Genomic DNA, 15,321 nt, shown 5'->3' with positions numbered 1-15,321 from the left:
GGCGACGGCCGTCCCATGGTCCTGCTCCACGACTGGCCCCTGTCCAGGCACATGTGGGCGGCACAACTGCCCGCGCTGGTCGAGGCCGGATACCCGCGTCGTCGCCTACGACCGCCGGGGGTTCGGCGACTCCTCCCGCCCCTGGGACGGCTACGGCGCGGGGCTGACCACGCCGGCCCGCGGCGACCTGCGCGTCCTGACCCGACGATCTCAGGTTTTCATGCGATGTCCGCGACCCGCCCTCGGCTGGAGAGTGGATACACAAACCTGATCGAAAGAGGTCGTCATGCATCATCGACCGTCCGTCCGGGGGCGCCGCCGGTCGTACCCGCTGACAACACCGAACCGAGCACCCGGGTGGCGACCATGAGCGTCAAACCGAGTTCACCGCTGAGCTGGACGGTCCTCGGGGCCTGCCTGGACGGTGACCCCGACCTGTTCTTCCCGCTGAGCTGGGAGCGTGAGCCCGACGCGGCCAGGCGCATCTGCCAGACCTGTCCGGTACGCCGGCCGTGCCTGGCCTGGGCCGTCGAGACCGGCGAACCGGACGGCATGTGGGGCGGCGCCACCCCAGCCGAACGCCGCCTCCTCCGCGCCGCCCGCGAACGACAGGCCGCGGCCTGAGCCTGAGGCCCATGCTGGGCGGCGCCGTTCGAGGGGGGCGGCGCCGCTCACGCCATGCGGGGCGCCCATTCGGGGGCGGCGCCGCTCACGCGGGGCGGCTGACGGCGTGGACCAGGCGGGTGGCGATCTGACCGGCGGCGAACAGGCGGGCGAAGCGCTCACCCTGCCGTGCGGCCAGCGCGTAGGCCGGATGGCCCTGGTGCCGGGTGGCCACGACGGCAGCCACCTGCTCGACCCGCCGCGCCCACGACAGCGGAGCGCCCTTCGGCTGGTCCACCTGCTCAAGAAGGTCGAACCCGGCCTCAGCCAGCAGCGCGGTCAGCTCGTCCTCGGTGGGGAAGAGGTTGCCGTCAGGCGCGAGCAGAGTCTGCGGCCTCCGGGCGACGACCACGGAAAGCCCCAGGGACGCACCCGGCTTCAGCACCCGGTGGATCTCCCCGAGCACCGCGGCCTTGTCCCGCACGGTACACAGCACCCCCAGGCACCACGCGGCGTCGACAGATCCGGCCCGCAGGGGAATCCGCCGCCCGTCAGCCGCGATCACCGGGAAACCGAACAGCCGCTGAGCCGCCCGCCGCGCCGTCGGCATGGGCTCCAGCAGAATGGGCCGCACCCCGAACCGCTCCGCCGCCCAGGCCGCCGGCCCGCCGACCCCGGCGCCCACGTCCAGCAGCCGCATCCCGGTGGCCAGCTCGCACGCCTCGGCCAGCCAGGCCAGGGCCGCCGGACTCGCGCTGCCCCGGCAGGCCGCCGGGATGGCATGCCGTACCCCGAGTTGCTCCACGGCGTCGGCGGTCCACCCGGCGACGTCATCGAACTCGGCCACCATCGCCGATGCCGTCACGATCCAACCCCCGCTCTGCCACGTACAGGTGCCAGCTACGACAAAACACCCCTCCCTACTTGTGACAGTAACCGGCCGGCCCACCCCGAAAACGCCCCCGGGTCAGGGGTTACTGGGAGACGCTGGTGGCGCTGCGGCGGGGGCCGGCGTAGCGCCACAGGAAGTTGAGCAGGACGCTGGCGCGGTTGCGGCCACCCAGCAGGTACATCAGGTGGACGAAGATCCAGATCAGCCAGGCGGGCAGCCCGCTCACGGTCAGGCCGTTGGGTAGCTGGAGCACCGCCTGGGCCTTGCCCACCGTGGCCATGATGCCTGGGTCGTCGTAGGAGAAGGGGCGGGCGGGTTCGCCGCGGAAGGCGGCGACGATCTGGTTGCCGACGTGCTCGCCCATCTGGATGGCGGGCTGGGCGAGCTGCGGCTGGGGGGTGGGCGGTCCTGACAGGTCGCCGGCCACGAAGATCTCGGGATGGCCGGGGACGTTCAGGGCCTCGGTGAGGGCGATGCGGCCGCCGTCGGACTGGGGGAGGCCCCAGTCTCCGACCTGGGCGGGGGCGGTCACGCCCAGGGCCCACACGGTCAGGTCGCTTGGCAGCCGGGTGCCGTCGTCGAGGACCACCGCGTCCGGCTCGACCGAGGCGACGGTGCAGCCCAGGCGTAGCTTCACGCCGCGTTTGCGGAGCGCGGCCGCGGCGGCGTCGCGCAGGCGGGGCTTGTAGGGCGACAGCACGTAGTCGAAGCGTTCCACCAGCGTCACGCTGGTCTGTCCTGGCTTGATCTCGGGGTGGGTCAAGGGCAGGGTACGGCGGCGCAGCTCGGCCAGCGTGCCGGCCGTCTCCACCCCGGTCGCGCCGCCCCCCACCACCACGACGTGCGTGCTCTTGCGGCGGCCCAGCGCGGTGTCCTCCAGGAGGCGTCCGAAGCGGTCGCGCAGGGCGGCCGCGTCACGCAGCGAGTAGATCGGCAGCGCGTTCTCCTGGGCGCCGTCGATGCCGAGCCAGTTGGTGGTGACGCCGGTGGCCAGCACGAGGTAGTCGTAGTCGAGCCCGGTGCCGTCCGCGAACTCCACCCGCCGCTCGTCCGGCAGGATCTTGGTCAGCACCGCCTGACGAGTCCGGACATTGGGCCACTTGGCGGCGAACGTGCGGATCGGGTAGGTCACGTCGGACGCGCCCAGCCCGGCCGTGGCGACCTGGTAGAGGAGGGGCTGGAAGGTCGCGTACGGGTTGCGGTCCACCAGCGTGACCAGGGCTCCGGCCTTGGCCAGCGTCTTCGTGGCGGCAAGTCCCGCGAACCCGGCACCCACGACCACGACCCGTGCTCTCCGCGCCATCGTCCGGTCCTTTCCCTCAGACAACAGTGACCACCACCATGATTGTCGGTGGTGGTCACCCACTTTGGACAGGAGGGCCCGATTTGGGCGGCTCAGGAGGCCAGGATGCGTGCCTTCTCCGCCGCGAACTCCGCCTCGGTGAGCAGCCCGTCGGCCTTCATCTGGCCCAGCTCGCGCAGGAGGCTCATCCGTTCCGTAGGGGAAACCGGCTGTCGCGGGGCCTGCCCGCTCGCCGCCTGAGCGGCCGCCTCCTGCTCCGCCGCGCGCCTCTCCTGCCTGCGCTGCACGCCGCCGCTCACCGCGGTCGCCGTACCGGTGATCACCGCGGTACGCGCCATCGCGCCGATGAGACCGGGCCTGCCCACTCGCCGCCTGAGCATCATTCGCCGTCCTCCAGATCCGCGAGCGCCTCCTGGACCACCTGCCGGGGAATGCGCTCCAGGATCGACACCTGGCTGCTGGAAGCCCGGAGGGCGGCCCCGAGCTGCGCCGCCCACGTGTTCTCCCAGACGACGACGAGCGCCGCCGTACCGGGGTCGAGGGAGTCGCCGAGCAGGCGGAGGTCCTCGTCGTTGAGGAGGTCGAGCTCCTCGTCGGCGAGGCCCGCGTAGTCGTCGGCGACGTCGGTGTCGGCGACCTCGACCGCGGAGACCGTCCCGTCGGCCGTCTTGCGGACGAAGCTGAGGTCGACCACCCGGACCGTGCCCTTTTCCTGGAGCTCCTGGATCGCGGACACCACGCCCGGGTCGAAGCGCTCCCCGCCGAACGTGATGACGGCGACATCCACCGGTCCCACCGACTCGGCCTTCATGACCGTGGCCATCAGCCCCCCTCTGCCGAAACCCTCTGCCGAAACCGCCGATTCTCCCGGCGAATCCCGACGAGCCCTGACGAGCTCTGACGAGTCCTGCCTTTCCGCGCCGGTCTTTTGCCGAACCCGCGCGGGAGGCAAACGTTCCCCATGGAGGGCCCGTTTCTTGCCTTCGTCGTGACGCTGACCTGGTGCGAACGCGGATAGGAGTCAGCGCATGACCGATGACCGGGCGCCATGAGAGCGGCGGCACTGCGGGACCGGCTGGTTCCGGCGGCGCAGCGGCGTACCTTGGAGGAACTCGCGGCCGACCTGGACCTGCGGGAGGGCGAGCGGGCGTCGCGGCTGTCGGCGTTCTGGACGATGCTCGTGCTGTCGTCGATCATCGCCGCCGCCGGGGTGATCTCCGACTCGACCGCCACCGTGATCGGCGCGATGATCATCGCACCGCTGTCCACGCCCATCATGGGCCTCGCGCTGGGGCTGGTGAAGCGGTCCAGGACCGGGGCGGCCTGGTTCGTGCTGGGCGGGGTGTGCGCGGTCGTCGGGATCGGGCTGCTGGCCTCGCTGGTCATGCCGGGCACCTTCGAACTGCTGGCCAACAGCCAGATCGCCGGGCGTACCTCGCCGGGGATCGCCGACCTGGTCGCCGCCGTCGCCACGGGGCTGGCGGGGGCCGTCGCGCTGGCCCGCCGCGACGTCGCGGCCGTGCTGCCGGGCGTGGCCATCGCGATCTCGCTCGTCCCGCCGCTCGTGGTGGTCGGCGTGTGCCTGGGACGCGGGGCGCCGTGGCTCGCGCTCGGGGCGCTGGTGCTGTTCCTGTCCAACATGTTGTCGCTGGTGATGGCGGGGACGTTCGTCTTCGCCGCCCTCGGATACACCGTGCCGCCCGCGCCCGCCCTCTCGCGCGGGCGCGCGGTCCTGGTGCTGGGCGGGCTCGGCGTGCTCGTCACCGCCGTGCTGGTCGGCAGCACCGTGGCGAACTACGTCTTCTCCCGGTGGGAGAGCCAGGTGAAGCAGGTCGCGGGCGCCTGGCTGGCCGGCGATCGGGACGCCTCCGTCACCGACGTGCAACTGCAGTCGGACACCTTCCGCATCGCCGTACGCACGCCCGGCGAGCTGCCGCCGGTCGCCGACCTGCTCGACCGCCTGCGCGGGGTGGTGCCGGACGGCATGCCCGTCGTCGTGCAGACCACCCAGGGCCGTCTGATCACCGTCGGGAAGGTCGGTTCTTGAGCTTGCCCGGGTACGCCATGATCAGCATGCGCTGGCCCTTCAGTTCACCCCCGGTTTTGAACAGGTCGTAGTGCACGCGGATCCGGTAGTACCCGGCCCGGCCGTCGAGCGCCAGGTCGGGCAACTCGGTGCCGAACATGTCGTCGCGCAGCACGATCTCGCCGGTGGGGCTCTCGTAACCGACCTCGATGACGCGGTCCCAGCCCTCGGTCTCGACCGGCGGGCGGCGGCGGTAGGTCTCCACGGTCACGCAGAGGCCGAAGTCGGGCTGGCTGAGGACCATCAGACGCCCGGGTAGGGACGCGACCAGGCCGTCCTTCTGTGCCCTGTCCAGCAGATCGTCGCCGCCCGTGTCCGCGCCGGTCGCAGTGGGCTCATAGGCCTCAAGGACTCCGTGGTCCGTCATCTGGGGTTCCTTCATGCGGACCACGAACCCCAGCGTGACCAGCGTGGCCGCCGCGGCCGGCAGTACCGCACGACGGGTGCGCGCGCCCGGTGCGAACGGATGCGGAACCTGAAGGAGCAGCGCGGCGGCGAGCAGCGCCGCGCTGTACCACAGCGGTGAGAAGGCCGCCGTCGTGGTGAGCGCGTGGACCACGCCCACCGCCGCGGCGACGCTCAGCGTCACCACAGTCAGACGTACGGCCCGCCGCGTCCGCCGCAGGACGGCGGCCAGGACCAGCAGCGCGGGCCCGCCGACACCCACGAACACGTCGATCGCGACCCAGATCTCCGCGTGATGGTCCGTCGAGCGGAGGAACTGTTCGGTGGCGCTCCCGGAGCCGCTCCAGCGATGGCCGCCCTGGGCGAGGTTGACCGCGGCGGGGACCAGCGGCAGCACGATCGCCACGACCGGCAGCGGCCACCGCCCAGCCGCCGGCCGCTCCGGCGGCGGCGCGGTCAGGCGCTCCGGGAAGGGCCCGGCCAGTTCGTGGGCGCTCCTGGCCTGCCACACCAGCCCGAAGACGCCGACCGCGGAGAGGAGCGAGAAGGTCATGAGCACATAGGGCACCTCATGCCCGAAGCCGCCTATGAAGAAGGAGAAACCTCTGGGCTGGAGAAGGGACACCACCTGCGCGATGATCCCGATCCGCACCGTCGCCGCGCTCCAGCGCGGGTCCTTGGCCTGCGCGACCAGGATCGACACCGCCCATGCCGCCCAGACGAGGCCGTAGGACCCGGCGAGGGTGAGGACCCGCGTCGCCGGCTCCAGGTCGAGAAGGTCCGCGACGCCGTAGCCGATGGTGACCAGCCCGGCGATCGTCCCCGCGACCAGCGAGAACAGCCGCAGCGGACGGGCGGCGGTGGCACGCAGCACCAGGAAGAACAGCCAGGCGAGCGCCATCTGCAGGACGCCGGAGACGATCTCCGACACCGACCAGTACCAGGTGGTGTCCCACATGCCGATCAGCGGGGCCGCGGCGAGGTCGGTCAGGCCGATGCCGGCGGTCAGGTACAGGGCCAGCCGCAGCAGTCCGACCTGCCTGCCCAGGTCGGTCGGCGCGCCGCGGACCCGCCCGCGCAGCACCTCCCACAGCGCCCAGGACTGGAGCGCCCCGACCAGGATCGCGGCGATCGCCAGCCCCCACGGGATGCCGAACGCGAAGTTGGAAAAGGAGGAGGAGCCGCGGGTGACGACCAGCCACAGGAGGTCGTTGCGGGGGTCGGCCAGCGCGATGGCCGCGAGCACCGTGATGGCGGCGAGGTAGCCGAGCGCGATCGGGGCCGCGATCCCGCCGAACCGGTGACGACGCATGGCCATTCCTCGGGACGCGAAGCCGACAAAGCGCCCCAACCTATCGAGCCGCCGCCAAAGTGATCAAGGCGTCAGCCGACGCCGACCGTCTGGCGCTCGGGCTCGACGACCGCGACGACGCGCACCTCGTCTCTGGGGTACGGCCGGCCGATGTACTTCTCCGAGATCCGGTCGATGATCTCCCAGGCGGCGTCGCCGTCGAGCCATTCGACCACCCGGCCGCGGACGATCACCGGCTGGAGCGGGTTCTCGGCCGGCGCCATGGACAGCGCCACCCTCGGGTCGCGGCGCAGGTTGCGCGCCTTGCGTGAGCCGGGGCCGGTGAGGAAGACGATCCGCTCGCCGTGGGTGGCTACCCAGAGCGGGACGGTGTGGGGTGCGCCGTCCGGCAGGACCGTGGCGAGGTGGGCTACGGAGTCGCTGTCGAAGGCGTGGCGTACGTCGGGGTTGAGCATCTTCTTCTCCTGGCGCTCGATCGGAGTTCCTTGAGGAGACTCTAACAGTTCCTTAAGGGAACTCCAATGGGTAGGCTGATGTCATGCAACGCACCAAGTTCGGGGATATGGCCTGCTCGATCGCGCGTACCCTCGATGTGATCGGCGAGCCGTGGTCACCGCTGATCCTGCGGGACGTGTGGGTGGGGTTCACCCGGTTCGAGCAGATCCAGGCCGACCTCGGGATCTCCCGCAAAGTGCTGACCGAGCGGCTCAACCACCTCGTCGACCACGGCGTCCTCGAACGCCGCCCCTACGACCAGCGCCCGCGCCACGAGTACCACCTCACGCCCAAGGGCGCCGAACTGGTCGACGTGCTCATGGTCATGGCCGGGTGGGGGGACAGGTGGCTCGCCGGCGAGGCGGGGCCGCCCGTGCTCTACCGCCACCACGCGTGCGGCGAGATCAGCCGGGTGGACCTGCGCTGCGCCCACTGCGGCGAGCCGATGCACGCCGGCGACGTCGATCCACTCCCGGGGCCGGGCGCTTCGACCGAACGATGAGTTCCCGGTCCGGGCGGGGTCTGCACTGTCCAGACGAGCGGAAGGAGCGGGTGGGGTGGACCTTTACAGCGTCGTGTGCGTGCGTGACCTGGAGACGTCGCGTTTGTGGTTCGAGGCGTTCTTCGGGCGGCCGGCGGACGAGATCATCGGCGAGGAACTGCTGTGGCAGGTCGGTGAGAACGCCTGGGTCGTGATCGACGACCGGCCGGTGCGGGCGGACCGGGTGGGCGGGACCATGATCACCTTGGGTGTGACCGACCTGGACGACATCCTGGCCCGGCTGGCCGCCCACGGAATCGACCACGACCCCGTGGAGACCTACGGCAACGGGGTCCGCCACGTGGACATCCTCGACCCCGACGGCAACAGCCTCTCCCTAGCCCAGGCCCCAGCCGACTAACCACCCTTCCCCACAACAGGTACGCCCCACCCGCCGACCCGCCTGGATACACGGCAGACCGGAGGCCCGGCGGCCCAGCGGGTCGGTTGGCTGGGGTGGGTGGAAAATGGTTGTTTATTCGGTTTCTTTGCGGTTGGTCGGAATTCTGTGCTTTGTGGGGCGGGTATGAACGGCCACATGCACTCTGCTGTGAGCGGTGCGCAGTTCATGCTGTCGGCCGGTGACTACACGGCCGTGGTGACCGAATCGGGCGCGGGGCTCCGTGTCCTGCGGCTGGACGGGGAGGATCTCGTCCTGACGTACGGCGCGCACGAGGTCGCCCCGGCCGCCTTCGGGCAACTGCTGATCCCGTGGCCCAACCGGATCGAGCGGGGCCGTTACACCTGGGAGGGGCAGGAGCTTCAGCTCGACCTGTCCGAGCCTGCCTACGACTGTGCGATCCACGGGCTGGTCCGCTGGCTGCCGTGGAGCCTGGAGAGTCAGACGCCGGAGGCGGTGGTGCTGACGTGCGGGTTGCTTGGGAGCCCTGGGTATCCGTTCCGGCTGGCGTTGCGGGTCGAGTACACGCTGGACGCGGGGGCGGGGCTCACCGTCCGGGTGACCGCGCTCAATGACGGGGAGGCGGCGGCGCCGTACGCTCATGGAGCCCACCCCTACCTGACCGTCGGCGAGCACATCGACGGCTGCACGGTCCAGGTGCCCGGCGCCAGGCATCTGCCCGTGGACGCGATGATGATTCCGCGCGGACCCGCGGAGCCCGTCGACGGCACCCCTTACGACCTGCGTGCCCCGCGCACGCTCGGCGACCTGCGGATCGACCGCGCCTTCACCGGCCTGGAGCGGGACGCGGACGGCCGCGCCTGGGTCCACCTCACCGGCACGTCCCGCGCGACCTCGCTGTGGTCGGACCGCGCGCACCCGTGGCTGGAGATCTACACCGCCGACTCCGTTCCCATCCAGGAACGCCGCACGGGGCTCGGGGTGGAGCCGATGACCTGCCCGCCGAACGCCTTCGTCAGCGGCACCGACGTCGTCGCCCTGGAGCCCGGCGACGTCTTCACCGGCTCATGGGGCATCACGGCCACCCAAAGATGATCATGGGGCCGGAGGCCGCGAGCGTCAGACGGCTGCTGACATCGCTCGCCGGATGTCCTTCTTGAGGCGGTCGCCGTCGTGGTTCAGGTGCCGGACGACCTGGCGGGCGCAGTGGGACAGGGAGCCGTCGAGCCGGAACGAGACGTCCTCGCTGGCCACGATCACCAGCCCGGACGTGTTCTCGTCGAGCGTCTCGCCGAGGTCCTTGAGGTCCGTCCGGCTCATGCCCGCCACCACGTGACCGGTGACGGCCCCGATGAGCGCGCCGCCGACCGCCCCGGCCAGCAGCCCGCCGCCGAGCGTGACCGCGGGGAACAACGCCACCACCGCGCCCACCGCGAGTCCGATGAGCAGCCCGGCGCCGCCCGCGTGCACGACCGGCTGCTCATGCCGCCGGACGATGCGCACCCGTCCGTCCTCGTCCTTGGTGATCACGGCCGCGTCGTAGCTCTCGGCGATGTTCCACTCGGCGTAGAGCTCCTTGGCCGCCTCATAGTCGGCCAGGGCGTCGCTCTCGTCCTGGTACGTGGCCGCGGTGATCGTGAGCTGAGAAACCGGCATGTCCTGCCCGTACCCGCCCGAGTCTCCCCAGAAGGTCAAATATCGGATGGCCTTCCGCTAGGTCCCCTTTGCCCGCCGCGGGGAAGTGAGGCCATGTGGTGCGCGAACCCTCGGACGGCGACGTCGATCGGGCGATGCGGTTGCTGCCACGGCTCGGCCAGGAGATGTTCACCGCGGGATCGGAGACCCGGGCGATCATCACCGCGCTCACCGCCGTCGCCGGCCGGCTGGGGCTGCGGGGCCTGGTGGTCGACCCCGTCGGCAGGTCGCTGTACCTGATGTACCGGCAGCCCCACAAGCCGCCCTACACCGTGCTGCGGGTGAACCCGGTGACCAGCGACCGGGACCTGTCGAAGCTGTGCGTCGTGTACCGGCTGGTGGAGGACCTGGTGCGCGGGCGGATCGACCCCGTGGACGGGCTCAAGGAGCTCGACCGCCGGATGAAGGCGCGCTTCCTCATCCCGTACTGGGCGCGGCTGCTGGGCGGGATGGTGCTGGCCATGGCCGTCTACCTTCAGGCGGACGGCCCCGCCGCGGGTCTGCCGGTGGCCGCCGGGATGCGGCTTCTGGTCGACTGGGGCGGCAGGTTGCTGTCGCGTACCAACTTGCAGGCCTTCTACGCCGTCGTCGGGCAGGCGATGATCATCGCTGGGTCGGGGGCGGCGGTCTTCCATGCCGGGGTCTCGCCCGCCTCGGTGACGGCGGCGGTGGCGGCCAACCTGGTCCTGTTGCTGCCCGTGCTCGCGGTGGTCTCGCTCACCGAGGACACCGTGTTCGGTTACCCGCTCACCGCCGCGTACCGGGCGGTGATCGTGATCAGGACGCTGTTCGCGCTGCTGGCCGGGATCGCGATCGTCAACTCCTTCGGCGCCGCCCGGCAGACGCTCGAACACGGGCTGGTCGACGTGGACTTCGCCCCGCTGCCGCCCGCGCTGATGCTGCTGGCCGCCGCGGTCGGGGCGAGCGGCAACGTCGTGATGGCCGGCGGCGGCGCGGGGCTGCTGCCGGTGGCGATCGGCGCGGGCATGCTGACCGCGGGGGTGAAGCGGTTCTGCCAGGACCTGCTGGCCATGCCCACGCCGATGGCGGTGCTGCTCGCCGCCGTCGCGCTCGGGTTCGCCGCCACGTGGATCGGCGGCAGGCGGCGGCTGCCGGCCACCGCGGTGATCATCCCGGGGGTCTCGGCGGCGCTGCTGCCCGGCTCCGCGGTCGCCTCGGCCATCCTGCGGCTCGGTCACGAGAGCGGCACGCTCGCCGCCCTCCAGGAGGTCCTGGTCACCACCGCGGCGATCGGGGTCGGGGTCGTGCTCGGGACGACCGTGGCGGGCCGTACCGCGACGTGACTGGAACGCGGCGGGACGGCGGTGGCGAGCCGTACCGCGACGTGACTAGGAGCGCAGCCAGTCGGTGATCAGCGCGGCGACGGCCTCGGGTCGTTCGGTCACCATGGTGTGGCCGGCCGCCAGTTCGGTGACCTGGATGTTGCCCGGCAGGCCGGCGAGGTCGCGGCGCACGCCCCGGCGGAAGGCCGCCATGAGCTCGCCGCCCATCATCCCCGGCGGATCCTGGGTGGGGATGACCACGAGGGCGGGGCAGGTCACCTCGCGCAGCAGCGGGATGGTGTCGCGGAACTCCGGCGTGTGGCGCACCGCCTCCAGCAGGTCCGCGCCGGGCCTGGCGTAGACCGCGCCGTCCCGCTCAACCAGGGCGCGGGCGGGGAACATGGGCCTGAGCTCGTCGGGCAGCGGCTGCCCCATGCTCGCGGCCTGCGCGTCGAACACCGCCCTGAGCTGGGCCAGCGCCTCCTCCCGCGCGGCCGGGTCCATGCCCGGGTAGTTGGCGGGGTCGTTCTCGGCAGACCGGAGCCCGTCGAGGTTGACGATCGCCGGGCACTCGGGATGACGCCTGGCCCACAGTACGGCGAGCATCCCGCCCAACGAGTGCCCCACGACCACCGGGTCGGCGAGGCCCAGGTGCTTGACCACGGCCTCGAGGTCGTCCAGGACGCTCTCCCACTCCCACGGGCCGTCGCCGGACCGGCCGTGGCCCCGCAGGTCGAGCGCGACCGTCCGGTGTCCGGGGCCGAGGTCCAGCGCGTCCCAGGCTTCGAGGGTGCCGCCGAGGCCGTGGAGCAGGAGGACGGGCCGGCCGTCCCCGCCCTGATCGCGCAGGGCGAGGGGTACGGCGTGGTCAGAGATGGTGACGTCGTGCGCCATGACGCTCCTGAGGTTGGTTGAGCCGTTCACGTACCGACTTCGTGGTGACCCCGCCGTCGGGGTGGCGGTCGAGTTTGGCGCGTTTCACGAGGTCGTGGACTCCCTGCCGGGTGATGCCGAGCATGGCCCCCGCGGTGGCGAATGGCACCGCCTCCTTGCCCGGATGGCCCGCCCGCCTGGCCACGACCCTGCCGAAGGCGGTGGCCCACCATGCGTCGGCCGGGTCGAACGGGCCGTCGGAGGGGAAGACGGCGGCTATGAGACGCGCCGCCGTACGGACGGCGAGGCCGTCGTCCGGGCCCATGAGCTGGGCGGCCCAGACTTCGGCCTCGATCTTCAACCGTTCCCTGACCGGGTCCACCTGGTCGGTGGACCCGAACAGGATCTCCAAGGGGTCGGTGATGCGCCGTTCGACCAGCGCGATCAGCTCACCGACCAGTTCCACGTGCTCACGCGTACTCACTTGACAAACGATAGCAAGTACTTGCTCACACGCGTCAAGTAGTTCAGAGGATCTTGTACGTGTGTCCCGCCCGGGTGTTGAAGGTCAGGGTCCTTTCCCCGGTGTCGGCGTCGGTGCCGTAGGTGACGGGCACGGGGCGGAAGCCGTCCAGGACGAGCACGCGGCGCTGGCCCCACGGGCTGGCGAAGGTGACCGGGCCGCCCTTCTCGCTGGTCACCTCGATGGGTCCGACCGGACGCCCGGCCTTGCGCGAGGCGGAGACCAGGAAGGCGCCCTTGGCCCGCAGGCGGGTGAACGAGCCGTCGCGGGTCGTGGGCCAGACGGGGAAGACGCGGATGGTGTTCTCGAAGCTCTGCAGGAACATCGAGTTGACCGTCTCGATCGAGCCCGAGGTCTCCTGGCCGCCGCCGAACTGGCGCACGGTCAGGTTCTTGCGCCACAGGTCGTTGATGACCGTGCTGAACTTGCCGATGAGGTCCTCGGCGTCCCACCCGGCGCGGGCGGCGATGGTGAACGTCTTCGGGAAGCCGTTGCCCGAGGAGCCGCGCGTGCCCGGCTTGAACGGGTCCACCCACTGCAGGGTGTTGCGGACGAGCTGGAGCATGGCAGGGTCGCCGCCGATGGCCAGGTTGTCGCTGGGGTGGACGACGCCCTCCAGGTTGATGGGCTGGTCGTTCTTGTTCAGCAGCGCGTTGCCCTTGATCGGGTTGTCGATCTTCTCAGCCAGGAAGATCACGTCCAGGCCGTCCATCTGGCCGGTCGGGTAGGGGGAGAGCTCGTCCAGGAACTTCTGCCAGACCGGCCGCAGCTCGGCGTCCACCCCGAGCTTCTCGCTGTAGGTGATCAGCGCGGTCAGCGTGCGCCGGATGTAGCCCAGGTCGTAGACCGGGTTGACGTCGTCGCCGCCCTCGTTGACGCCGGTGTGCAGGACGTCGTACTTGCCGTCGGGACCCTTCTCCGCGAAGTCCATCCAGAAGGCGCCGAGCTCCTTCAGGTAGGGGTAGGTGAACTCGCGGAACATCTTCTCGTCGCCGGTGTACTCGTAGTCCCAAAGGAACGGGATCGCCGAGAACGTGCCGTTGGACTGCTGGTCGCTGGGCAGCCTGCTGTGCCGCTTGGTGGGGGCGACCGGGGTCTCCGCGGGCGCGGGCCGCGTCTGGTTGAAGGGGGAGAAGGCGCGCCAGAAGGTCATGCCCTGGAAGCCCGCCTCGTGGGTGCGGTTGCGGGCGTACGGGACCTCTGCGCGGACCGTCGGATAGAACGGCCTGGCCAGCTCCGGACGGTTGGCCGAGTAGACGCCGTAGTACTGCGACTCGGTGTTGTAGTTCATGAAGTAGCGGTTGCCGAGGTTGGCCGAGTCGGTGGTGCGCCAGGGGGAGTAGGTGCCGGGCATGAAGAAGCCCTCGCGGCTGGCCGCGCCCATGGCGTACAGGGCGCCGTAGTAGTACTTGTTCAGCGTCGCGTCGCCGGTGTCCACGTACGACTTGAGCCAGAAGCGGCGCCACCACTCGCGGTGGTTCTGCTGGGCCCGCCACAGCGCGCGCTCGTCGACCGCGGCGATCCGGTCCTTCGACTTGGTGGCGAACTCGGCCAGCGGCGTGGGGTTGGCGTAGGAGCCGTTGCCGTGGACCGAGCTGACCAGCCGTACCGGGCGGCCCGGCTGCAGCGTGAACTCCAGGCGGGCGACGCTCGCCGACGGGGTGCTGGCCACGGCGGTCGTGCCGACGACCTTGGTGGCGACGGCCGCCTTGGACGCCCAGTCGGTCGACCCGTCCGCGCCCGTGGACCTGGTCGCCCAGACCTGGCCGTCGGCGGCCGTGCCCGCGGCGCCGCCGGGCAGGTTCACGTCGACCTGGAGCGGCACCGGCTGCTTGTCCGTGGACAGCTCGGTGACCAGCAGGTTCTCGCCGTCGGCGGTCCAGGTGCGGCTCTTGACGACCTGGTCGCCGACCGTCTGGGTGCCCTGCACCTCGGCGTTGAGGATGTCCTGGCGCTGGTGGTAGTTGGCGTCGGTGGAGGGGGAGGGGCTGATGACGTTCTCGCCGCCGCCGAACAACTGCAGGTCGCGAATGTAGGCCTTCTGGTTGGGATCGTCCGGGTTGCGGACCGCCGCCGTGATCGCCAGCCGGATGTGGCGGGCGGTGAAGGCGGGCACGGTCCTGTCGGTCAGCTCGGCCGTGTTGCCGGTGACCGTGTCCACGTCGGTCCAGGTGGCGCCGTCGTCGCTCTTCTGCAGCGCGAAGTTCTGGGTGTTCAGCTTCTGGAAGTTGTCGGCCCGGCCCTGGAAGCCGTTGTGGCGCAGCACCCAGCGGTCGATCGTGCGTACCTTGCCGAGGTCGAGCGTGACCCACTGCGGGTCGGTCGCCGAGGCGTTGGTCTGTGACACCCACCTGGTCTCGGGGGTGCCGTCGATCACGCAGGTGGCCGTGCACTCCAGGATGTCCTTCACCGCCGCACCGACGGGCGCCTTGCCGCCCTCGGCGACCGTGATCTTTCCGAGGTACGGCTGGCCGTTCGTCCGCCAGAAGTCGGACTTGCTCAGGTAGAAGGTGTGGGCCTGGTTACGGGCGTCGGAGGTGACGTGCAGGTCGCCGTTGCCCAGCAGCAGACCGGTGGTGTAGCCGGTGTTGAGCACGCTGTTCAGGTCCGGCGGCGCGGTGTAGGCGTCGGTGATGCCGGACAGGATGCGGCGTACATCGTTCCACTCGCGGAAGCCGGAGCCTGCCTGGTTCTGGTGCTGTGTCTCGACCTCGGCCTGGGCGGGCTGGGCGACGAGGCTGGTGGACAGTAAGGCGAGCATGAGGAGGGCGTTGCGGGGACGCATGTGGGGTGCTCCTTCTTTGCGGTGGTGCACGGGCCTGGCCCGGGGGTTCGGTCGGGCCAGGCCCGCGGTTCAGAGGGTGATGACGGTTCCGGTGAGGCGGGCTTGTTCGGCGGCGAAGACGATGCGGTGGCTGGTGAGGCTGTTGGTGATGTCGGACAGGATGA

Annotated in this window: 16 protein-coding genes; 6 read left to right on the top strand and 10 right to left on the bottom strand. The window is 71.0% G+C overall.

Translation table 11 applies throughout. From position 1 onward, the window contains the following. Positions 1–366 precede the first annotated feature (366 nt). On the top strand, positions 367–624 hold the full coding sequence (locus ACIBEJ_RS47265) for a WhiB family transcriptional regulator (RefSeq protein WP_397189568.1): 258 nt from the start codon (positions 367–369) through the stop codon (positions 622–624). A gap of 85 nt (positions 625–709) precedes the next feature. On the opposite strand, the gene ACIBEJ_RS47260 is transcribed toward ACIBEJ_RS47265, so the two are convergent. From ACIBEJ_RS47260 to ACIBEJ_RS47245, 4 genes are all read right to left on the bottom strand, one after another. Then, a complete protein-coding gene (locus ACIBEJ_RS47260; protein ID WP_397189567.1) occupies positions 710–1,468 on the bottom strand; it encodes a class I SAM-dependent methyltransferase in 759 nt (252 codons plus the stop codon). Between the two features lie 109 nt (positions 1,469–1,577). Further along, on the bottom strand, positions 1,578–2,798 hold the full coding sequence (locus ACIBEJ_RS47255) for an NAD(P)/FAD-dependent oxidoreductase (RefSeq protein WP_397189566.1): 1,221 nt from the start codon (positions 2,796–2,798) through the stop codon (positions 1,578–1,580). 92 nt (positions 2,799–2,890) lie between these two features. Continuing rightward, complete coding sequence (locus tag ACIBEJ_RS47250; protein WP_397189565.1) at positions 2,891–3,181, bottom strand: SHOCT domain-containing protein; 291 nt, start codon at positions 3,179–3,181, stop codon at positions 2,891–2,893. Next, positions 3,178–3,621 carry a DUF6325 family protein gene (locus tag ACIBEJ_RS47245; RefSeq protein WP_397189564.1) on the bottom strand — a complete coding sequence of 148 codons (444 nt, stop codon included), beginning with the start codon at positions 3,619–3,621 and terminating at the stop codon, positions 3,178–3,180. Before ACIBEJ_RS47245 ends, ACIBEJ_RS47250 begins: the two co-directional genes overlap by 4 nt. 225 nt (positions 3,622–3,846) lie before the next feature. On the opposite strand from ACIBEJ_RS47245, the gene ACIBEJ_RS47240 reads away from it, so the two are divergent. Continuing rightward, positions 3,847–4,845 (top strand): DUF389 domain-containing protein, encoded by a 999-nt coding sequence (locus ACIBEJ_RS47240; protein WP_397189563.1) that lies wholly within the window; start codon positions 3,847–3,849, stop codon positions 4,843–4,845. Here the strand turns inward: ACIBEJ_RS47240 and ACIBEJ_RS47235 are convergent. Further along, positions 4,820–6,601: a hypothetical protein gene (locus tag ACIBEJ_RS47235; protein ID WP_397189562.1), complete on the bottom strand. Its 1,782-nt coding sequence runs from the start codon at positions 6,599–6,601 to the stop codon at positions 4,820–4,822. The two genes, ACIBEJ_RS47240 and ACIBEJ_RS47235, sit on opposite strands and share 26 nt — an antisense overlap. 71 nt (positions 6,602–6,672) lie before the next feature. Next, the gene (locus tag ACIBEJ_RS47230) at positions 6,673–7,056 is read right to left on the bottom strand and encodes a TIGR03618 family F420-dependent PPOX class oxidoreductase (RefSeq protein WP_397189561.1); all 384 of its coding nucleotides are present in this window, start codon (positions 7,054–7,056) and stop codon (positions 6,673–6,675) included. Between the two features lie 83 nt (positions 7,057–7,139). Here ACIBEJ_RS47230 and ACIBEJ_RS47225 point away from each other — a divergent pair, with 83 nt between their 5' ends. From ACIBEJ_RS47225 to ACIBEJ_RS47215, 3 genes are all read left to right on the top strand, one after another. Next, complete coding sequence (locus tag ACIBEJ_RS47225; RefSeq protein WP_397189560.1) at positions 7,140–7,598, top strand: winged helix-turn-helix transcriptional regulator; 459 nt, start codon at positions 7,140–7,142, stop codon at positions 7,596–7,598. Positions 7,599–7,653: 55 nt separating this feature from the next. Continuing rightward, positions 7,654–7,998, top strand: coding sequence for a VOC family protein (locus ACIBEJ_RS47220; RefSeq protein ID WP_397189559.1), 345 nt, complete (start codon positions 7,654–7,656; stop codon positions 7,996–7,998). Between the two features lie 177 nt (positions 7,999–8,175). Beyond that, positions 8,176–9,093, top strand: coding sequence for an aldose 1-epimerase family protein (locus tag ACIBEJ_RS47215; RefSeq protein ID WP_397189558.1), 918 nt, complete (start codon positions 8,176–8,178; stop codon positions 9,091–9,093). Positions 9,094–9,117: 24 nt separating this feature from the next. On the opposite strand, the gene ACIBEJ_RS47210 is transcribed toward ACIBEJ_RS47215, so the two are convergent. Then, a complete protein-coding gene (locus ACIBEJ_RS47210) occupies positions 9,118–9,693 on the bottom strand; it encodes a DUF1269 domain-containing protein (RefSeq protein WP_397189557.1) in 576 nt (191 codons plus the stop codon). A 59-nt stretch (positions 9,694–9,752) separates the two neighbouring features. On the opposite strand from ACIBEJ_RS47210, the gene ACIBEJ_RS47205 reads away from it, so the two are divergent. Then, a complete protein-coding gene (locus ACIBEJ_RS47205) occupies positions 9,753–10,997 on the top strand; it encodes a threonine/serine exporter family protein (RefSeq protein ID WP_397189556.1) in 1,245 nt (414 codons plus the stop codon). Positions 10,998–11,042: 45 nt separating this feature from the next. On the opposite strand, the gene ACIBEJ_RS47200 is transcribed toward ACIBEJ_RS47205, so the two are convergent. Genes ACIBEJ_RS47200 through ACIBEJ_RS47190 form a run of 3 tightly spaced genes read right to left on the bottom strand, consistent with a single transcriptional unit; the run spans position 11,043 to position 15,157 of the window. Next, on the bottom strand, positions 11,043–11,870 hold the full coding sequence (locus ACIBEJ_RS47200) for an alpha/beta fold hydrolase (protein ID WP_397189555.1): 828 nt from the start codon (positions 11,868–11,870) through the stop codon (positions 11,043–11,045). Continuing rightward, positions 11,845–12,333, bottom strand: a complete 489-nt coding sequence (locus ACIBEJ_RS47195; RefSeq protein ID WP_397189554.1) for a hypothetical protein — start codon at positions 12,331–12,333, stop codon at positions 11,845–11,847. Before ACIBEJ_RS47195 ends, ACIBEJ_RS47200 begins: the two co-directional genes overlap by 26 nt. Before the next feature lie 43 nt (positions 12,334–12,376). Then, positions 12,377–15,157, bottom strand: coding sequence for a discoidin domain-containing protein (locus tag ACIBEJ_RS47190; RefSeq protein WP_397189553.1), 2,781 nt, complete (start codon positions 15,155–15,157; stop codon positions 12,377–12,379). Positions 15,158–15,321 lie beyond the last annotated feature (164 nt).

The sequence above is a fragment of the Nonomuraea sp. NPDC050790 genome (assembly GCF_044456745.1).
Classification (GTDB): Bacteria; Actinomycetota; Actinomycetes; order Streptosporangiales; family Streptosporangiaceae; genus Nonomuraea.
This window is presented reverse-complemented; position numbering and strand designations above follow the sequence as displayed.

Coding starts and splice junctions, on each gene's coding strand:
- ACIBEJ_RS47265 (WP_397189568.1), top strand. CDS start 367: ATGAGCGTCAAACCGAGTTCACCGCTGAGCTGGACGGTCCTCGGGGCC.
- ACIBEJ_RS47255 (WP_397189566.1), bottom strand. CDS start 2,798: ATGGCGCGGAGAGCACGGGTCGTGGTCGTGGGTGCCGGGTTCGCGGGA.
- ACIBEJ_RS47250 (WP_397189565.1), bottom strand. CDS start 3,181: ATGATGCTCAGGCGGCGAGTGGGCAGGCCCGGTCTCATCGGCGCGATG.
- ACIBEJ_RS47245 (WP_397189564.1), bottom strand. CDS start 3,621: ATGGCCACGGTCATGAAGGCCGAGTCGGTGGGACCGGTGGATGTCGCC.
- ACIBEJ_RS47240 (WP_397189563.1), top strand. CDS start 3,847: ATGAGAGCGGCGGCACTGCGGGACCGGCTGGTTCCGGCGGCGCAGCGG.
- ACIBEJ_RS47235 (WP_397189562.1), bottom strand. CDS start 6,601: ATGCGTCGTCACCGGTTCGGCGGGATCGCGGCCCCGATCGCGCTCGGC.
- ACIBEJ_RS47230 (WP_397189561.1), bottom strand. CDS start 7,056: ATGCTCAACCCCGACGTACGCCACGCCTTCGACAGCGACTCCGTAGCC.
- ACIBEJ_RS47225 (WP_397189560.1), top strand. CDS start 7,140: ATGCAACGCACCAAGTTCGGGGATATGGCCTGCTCGATCGCGCGTACC.
- ACIBEJ_RS47215 (WP_397189558.1), top strand. CDS start 8,176: ATGCACTCTGCTGTGAGCGGTGCGCAGTTCATGCTGTCGGCCGGTGAC.
- ACIBEJ_RS47200 (WP_397189555.1), bottom strand. CDS start 11,870: ATGGCGCACGACGTCACCATCTCTGACCACGCCGTACCCCTCGCCCTG.
- ACIBEJ_RS47190 (WP_397189553.1), bottom strand. CDS start 15,157: ATGCGTCCCCGCAACGCCCTCCTCATGCTCGCCTTACTGTCCACCAGC.